This window comes from Paenarthrobacter sp. PH39-S1 (assembly GCF_030063245.1).
Taxonomy (GTDB): domain Bacteria; phylum Actinomycetota; class Actinomycetes; order Actinomycetales; family Micrococcaceae; genus Arthrobacter_M.
Map to the genome: position 1 here is coordinate 174,773 of NZ_JASISR010000004.1, position 6,165 is coordinate 180,937.

5 protein-coding genes are annotated in these 6,165 nt (G+C 65.7%); 4 read left to right on the top strand and 1 reads right to left on the bottom strand.

The features are described from left to right. Positions 1-24: 24 nt before the first annotated feature. A complete protein-coding gene (locus QMG52_RS04510) occupies positions 25-1,482 on the top strand; it encodes a benzaldehyde dehydrogenase (protein WP_283559231.1) in 1,458 nt (485 codons plus the stop codon). Between the two features lie 35 nt (positions 1,483-1,517). Here the strand turns inward: QMG52_RS04510 and QMG52_RS04515 are convergent, their stop codons facing one another. After that, positions 1,518-4,049: a DEAD/DEAH box helicase gene (locus QMG52_RS04515; RefSeq protein ID WP_283559232.1), complete on the bottom strand. Its 2,532-nt coding sequence runs from the start codon at positions 4,047-4,049 to the stop codon at positions 1,518-1,520. Positions 4,050-4,064: 15 nt separating this feature from the next. Between QMG52_RS04515 and QMG52_RS04520 the strand changes: the two genes are divergently transcribed. The 3 genes from QMG52_RS04520 to QMG52_RS04530 form a co-directional block, all read left to right on the top strand. Next, on the top strand, positions 4,065-4,919 hold the full coding sequence (locus tag QMG52_RS04520; protein ID WP_283559233.1) for a trans-aconitate 2-methyltransferase: 855 nt from the start codon (positions 4,065-4,067) through the stop codon (positions 4,917-4,919). Positions 4,920-4,949: 30 nt separating this feature from the next. Continuing rightward, complete coding sequence (locus QMG52_RS04525; RefSeq protein ID WP_283559234.1) at positions 4,950-5,648, top strand: PIG-L deacetylase family protein; 699 nt, start codon at positions 4,950-4,952, stop codon at positions 5,646-5,648. A 318-nt stretch (positions 5,649-5,966) separates the two neighbouring features. Then, a partial coding sequence (locus QMG52_RS04530) for a hypothetical protein (protein ID WP_283559235.1) occupies positions 5,967-6,165 on the top strand: 199 nt, incomplete at its 3' end.

Consider the following 6,165-nt stretch of genomic DNA (forward strand, 5'->3'; position numbering starts at 1 on the left):
TCCGCACGCATAGGAGGAACCACCATGACTTTTCTTGATAGCTCCCGCTGGGACTCGAAGATCTACGTCGACGGCTGGAGGGAAGCAACCGGCGGAACGCAGGATGTGCTGGAACCGGCCACCGGCGCCGTACTCGGCCACGTCGGCGTCGCCAGCGCAGCTGACGTCCGGCGCGCCGCGACCCGGGCCGCCCAGGCCCAGCCGGACTGGGCAGCCAGGCGCCCGGAGGAGCGCGCCGCAGTGCTGCGCCGCGCCGGCCAACTCTGGGAGGACCACGCAGGGGAGATTCAGGGCTGGATCATCCGGGAAAGCGGCGGCATCGAAGCCAAGGCCGGCCTGGAAACCCACACCGCCGCCAATGAATGCTACGAGGCCGCGGCGCTGCCCTCGCACCCGGCGGGGGAAGTGCTGACCTCCAACGAGGACCGCTGGTCCTTCGCCCGGCGGCGGCCTTCCGGCGTCGTTTCCGTCATCGCCCCATTCAACTTCCCGTTGATCCTTTCCATCCGCTCCGTGGCCCCCGCCCTCGCACTGGGAAACAGTGTGCTGCTGAAGCCGGACCCGCGCACCGCCGTCAGCGGCGGCGTCACGCTGATGCGCGTGTTCGAGGAGGCCGGGCTGCCTGCCGGCGTGCTGTCCCTGCTGCCCGGTGGCGCGGAGACGGGTGCCGCGGTCGTCGAGGCTCCCGAGGTCCGGGTCGTCTCCTTTACCGGCTCGACGGCGGCCGGGCGAAAGGTCGGCGAATCGGCTGCGCGGCTGCTCAAGCGGGCACACCTGGAACTGGGCGGCAACAACGCACTCGTGGTGTTGCCCGGGACAGACGTGGCCAAGGCCGCGTCCGCCGGAGCCTTCGGTTCCTTCATGCATCAGGGCCAGATCTGCATGAGCACGGGCCGGCACTTCGTCCACGACTCGCTGTACGAGGACTACGTGGCTGCCCTTGCCCAGAAGGCGGAGCACCTGCTGGTGGGGGATCCGGCCGGCGGCCCGGTGGCGCTGGGACCTATCATCGACGAAAAACAACTCAACCACATCCACGCACTCGTCGAAGGAGCCGTGCAGGCCGGCGGCCGGCTGGCTGCCGGGGGAACGCATGAGGGGCTGTTCTACCGGCCCACCGTGCTGGCCGACCTGGCCCTGGATAATCCCGCCTTCGCCCAGGAGATCTTCGGCCCGGTTGCCCCCGTCACACGGTTCTCCACGCTGGACGAGGTGGTGGAGATGGTCAACGCCAACGACTACGGGCTCGCCGTCGGCATCCTCGGTGACGTCGGTGCGGCAATGAAGCTCGCGGACCGGATCAGCTCGGGCAAGATCCATATCAACGAGCAGACCGTCGCGGACGAGGCAAACGCGCCCTTCGGCGGGGTTGGCGCCTCCGGCACCGGGTCCCGCTTCGGTGGGGCGACGGCCAACATCGAGGCCTTCACCGAGGTCCAGTGGCTGACCATGAGGCCCGGGATCGCGCCGTACCCGTTCTAGCAGACGGAGCAGATCCAGTGTAGAACCGCCGAAGTTCAGAGGCGCCTGAAATTCACTACCTTAACGACGGCCGTTCCGGCCTCGTCCGAAGCGGCCAGGTCCACCTCCGCCTCGATGCTCCAGTCGTGGTTGCCGGCGGGGTCATCGATGATTTGCCGGACCTTCCAGACATCGTCGCCGACTGTGATGACCAGCAGCGCGGGTCCACGCGCGGCGGGTCCGTCGTTGAGGTATTCATGTTCGTCCCAATACTCATCCAGCGCGTCGGCCCAGCGGTCGGCGTTCCAGCCGGCGTCGTCGTCGAGCACCCCCAGGGCTTCAAAATTGTCGGCTGCGGCCAGTTCCACGCGGCGGAACATCTCATTGCGCACCATCACCCGGAAGGCACGTTCGTTGCGGGTCAGGCTCGGCGGCGGAGGCGGCGGAGCGTCATGGGGCTTCGGCGCGGCACCGGAAGTGAGCTCTTCCCATTCGTCCAGCAGGCTGGAGTCGACCTGCCGGACCAGCTCGCCCAGCCAGGCGATGATGTCCTCAAGATCATCGCGCAGGGCGTCCCGCGGGACGGTCTGGCGCAACGCCTTGTAGGCATCCGCCAGGTAGCGCAGCACGATTCCCTCGGAACGCGCCAACGAGTAGAACTGCACAAACTCACCGAAGTTCATCGCGCGCTCATACATGTCCCGGACGATTGACTTGGGCGCCAGCTCGAAGTCGCCGACCCAGGGGGCGCCCTTGCGGTAGACCTCGAAGGACTGCTGCAACAGCTCGCCCAGCGGCATCGGGTAAGTGACCTCATCGAGCAGGGCCATCCGCTGGTCGTATTCCATCCCCTCCGCCTTCATCGCTGTGATCGCTTCGGTCCGGGCGTGCCGCAGCTGGGCGGAGAGAATCTGGCGGGGCTTTTCCAGCGTGGATTCGATGACGGAAACCGCATCCAGCGCGTAGCCGGGGGATTCCGGATCCAGCAGCTCCAACGCGGCAAGCGCGAAGGGGGACAGCGGCTGGTTCAGTGCAAAGTTGAGCTGCAGATGCACGGTCAAACGGACCGTGCGGCCGTCCCCGGTTTGTTCCTCGGGCGGGATCCGCTCCAGAATGCCGGCACCCAGCAGCTCGCGGTAGATGCCCAGGGCCTTGCGCATCAGCTTAAGCTGAGCGGCGCGGGGTTCGCGGTTGCTGGTGAGCAGTCGGCGTGCCGCCTGGAATGGATCGCCGGGACGCTCGAGCAGGTTCAGCAGCATGGCGTGCGTGATGGTGAAGCTGGAGGTCAGCGGCTCCGGGACGGATTCAACCAGCCGGTTGAAGGTTGGCTCGCCCCAGCTGACAAATCCGTCCTGCGGCTTCTTCCTCACCACCTGGCGGAGCTTCTTCGCGTCATCACCGAACTTGGCGTGCGCCTTGGCCATCGCTTTGACGTTTTCCACCACATGTTCGGGCGCCTGGACGACGACGGTCCCCGCCGTGTCGTAGCCTGCGCGCCCCGCGCGGCCGGCGATCTGGTGGAATTCCCGGACCTGCAGAATCCTGGTGCGGACGCCGTCGTACTTGCTCAAAGCGGTCAGCAGTACGGTCCGGATCGGCACATTAATGCCGACGCCCAAGGTGTCCGTGCCGCAGATAACCTTCAGCAGCCCGGCCTGCGCCAGTTGCTCCACCAGACGCCGGTACTTGGGCAGCATGCCTGCGTGGTGCACGCCGATGCCGTGCCGGACCAGGCGGTTGAGCGTTTTACCGAAGCCTGCCGCGAAACGGAAGCCGGCAATGAGCTCGCCGATCCGGTCCTTTTCTTCGCGGGTGCAGATGTTGATGCTCATCAGGTTCTGTGCGCGGTCGATCGCTTCGGCCTGGCTGAAGTGCACCACATAGACCGGGACTTGTTTGGTGCTCAGCAGTTCCTCGAGGGTTTCGTGGATGCTGGTCTGCACGTAGTAGTAGTGCAGCGGGATCGGACGCTCCGCGGACGACACCGTCGTCGTCGTTCTGCCGGTCAATTCCGTGAGCTCGCGCTCAAAGTTTGCCACCTCCCCAAGGGTGGCGGACATCAGCAGGAACTGGGCTTGCGGGAGCTCCAGCAGCGGCACCTGCCAGGCCCAGCCGCGTTGCGGGTCCGCGTAAAAATGGAACTCGTCCATGATGACCACGCCCAACTCGGCGTGCTCGCCTTCACGTAGTGCAATGTTGGCCAGGATTTCCGCGGTGCAGCAGATGATCGGAGCGTCCTGGTTGACCGAGGAATCACCGGTGATCATGCCGACGTTCTGGGCCCCGAATATGTCGCAGAGGGCAAAGAACTTTTCCGACACGAGCGCCTTGATCGGTGCCGTGTAGTAGCTGCGCTGCCCAGCGGAGAGTGCTTGGAAATGAGCGCCCACTGCCACCAGCGACTTCCCCGAGCCGGTAGGAGTGGAAAGGATGACGTTGTTGCCGGACACCAGCTCCATCACCGCTTCCTCCTGCGCCGGGTACAGGCTGAGGCCGCGTCCCTCCACCCAGTCGAGGAAGGCCATAAAGACGGCGTCCGGATCGGGTGTACCGGAGGTGCGGGGAGGAAGCTGCTGCGCAAGATTCATGGTGTCTCCAGCTTAATGGCTAAAAACTGTGGCACGATCATCCCCATGGCCTGGGACAACGCGCATTGGGATCCACGGCAGTACGTCCGGTTCGGCGACTATCGGGACCGGGCGTTTTATGACCTGACCGCCCGGATCGGGGCGCAGCAGCCGCGCCGCGTGGTGGATCTGGGCTGCGGGCCCGGGAATCTGACGGCCGCGCTGGCCCGGCGCTGGCCCGGTGCACAGGTGCTGGGTCTGGACTCCTCGCCGCAGATGATCAAAGCGGCGCAAACCGCTTTGGACGCGCCGACCCCGGGCAACCTTTCCTTTGCGCTGGCGGATATTGCCGGCTGGATGCCGGAGCCGGACACCGACGTCGTGGTCTCCAACGCCGCCCTGCAATGGGTGCCCGGTCACGAAACGCTGATCGCTTTCTGGCTACGGGCCTTAAGGCCGGGCGCGTGGCTTGCCGTACAAGTGCCGGGGAATTTCCGCTCGCCGTCGCACGCTTTGATGCGCGAGGTCGCGGACTCGGAGCGCTGGCGCGCGCTGTTGGCGGGTGTGCTGCGGCACGACGACGCCGTGGGCGAGCCGGGCGACTATCTGCAGCTGTTGCTGGACGGCGGGTCCGCCGCGGACATCTGGGAAACGACGTACCACCAGCTGTTGACCGGGAAACGTCCGGTGCTCGAGTGGGTCCGGGGCACCGCGCTGCGGCCGGTGCTCGGCTCGCTGAGCGCGGTGGATGCAGCGGAGTTTGAGGAAACATATGCCGCGCTGCTTGCTGAGGCTTATCCGGCTACGGCGCACGGCACGGTTTTCCCGTTTCGCCGAATCTTCGCAGTGGGTCAGAAAATGCCGGAAGGCCAGAAAATGCCGGTCGGGTAGAACAAAGCCGGACCAACAGAGAGGACAGTCATGAGCGAGCTTGAGCCGTTTCCCCAGGATTGGCAACGCGCCCTGGTGGTGATGGCGCACCCGGACGACCCGGAATATGGCGTGGCGGCCGCAGTCGCGCAATGGACTGCGGCCGGCAAGGATGTGGGTTACCTGTTGGCAACTCGCGGTGAGGCGGGAATCGCGGGGATGAACCCGGCGGAGGCCGGGCCGCTGCGTGCCGAGGAGCAGCGGCAGGCCTGCTCCCATGTGGGCGTTCATGACTTGCGGTTCCTGGATCTCCCCGATGGCAGACTCGAAGAAGGGCCGCAGCTGCGCCGGCTCATCGCCCGGGAAATTCGCAGGCAAAAACCCGCGCTGGTCATTACGTTGAACCATCGCGATACGTGGCGTCCAGGGGCTTGGAACAGCTCGGATCACCGGGTTCTGGGCCGGTCCGTACTGGATGCTGCCGCGGATGCGGGCAACGAGTGGATCTTCCCGGAGCTGCTGGCCGAAGGTCTGCCGGCACATCGAGTGCAGTGGGTGGCCGTGGCTTCCACAGAACCATCACATAGCCAGCGGGTGGATTCGGCGAGTGTCGGCGCCGCCGTCGCCTCGTTGACCGAGCACAGGCGGTATTTGGAGGCTCTCAGCGACGTACCCGTCCTGGAACAAGCCACCGCCCAAGTAGACATGGTCACCAGCTCCGGGCAGGTCCGCTTCGAGCTCTTCGGCTAAAAGTGCGACCACGGAGGCAGACGGCCTGACTGCTGTTTTGAACCTGACAGCTGTTTTGAAAGTGTGACGACGGACGGCTGGCTGGTGTTCGTTATAATGTCAGACCCTGCTGATTGACTTAGTTCATGGACGAGCAGCAGAACCCGAGCAGGCGGAACCTGGGGATTCAAACAACCGGAACACCGGGCCTTAACGCTGTCTCGGATGCGGCTGCCGCCGCGGGATCTGATACGGCTGCCGCTGCCGCTGCGGCTGCCGTCTCTGAAGCGGCTGCTGTTGCTGCGTTGACGGTGGATACGTTGTTCCCGCGTCTGGTCAATGCGCACCCGATGGCGTACCTCGCCCCCGGACCTCACGACCGTCATCCCCGATGACCTGGACACCGCCGGTGCGGTGACCGCCCTCGCCGACGCCGGCCGGCTCGAAGCGTACGCCGGCGCGCTCAAGGCCCGGCTGGCTGCCCGGATCCAGCAGACCGTCCTGGATGAAATGCCAGAACCGGTCCGCAGCACCATCG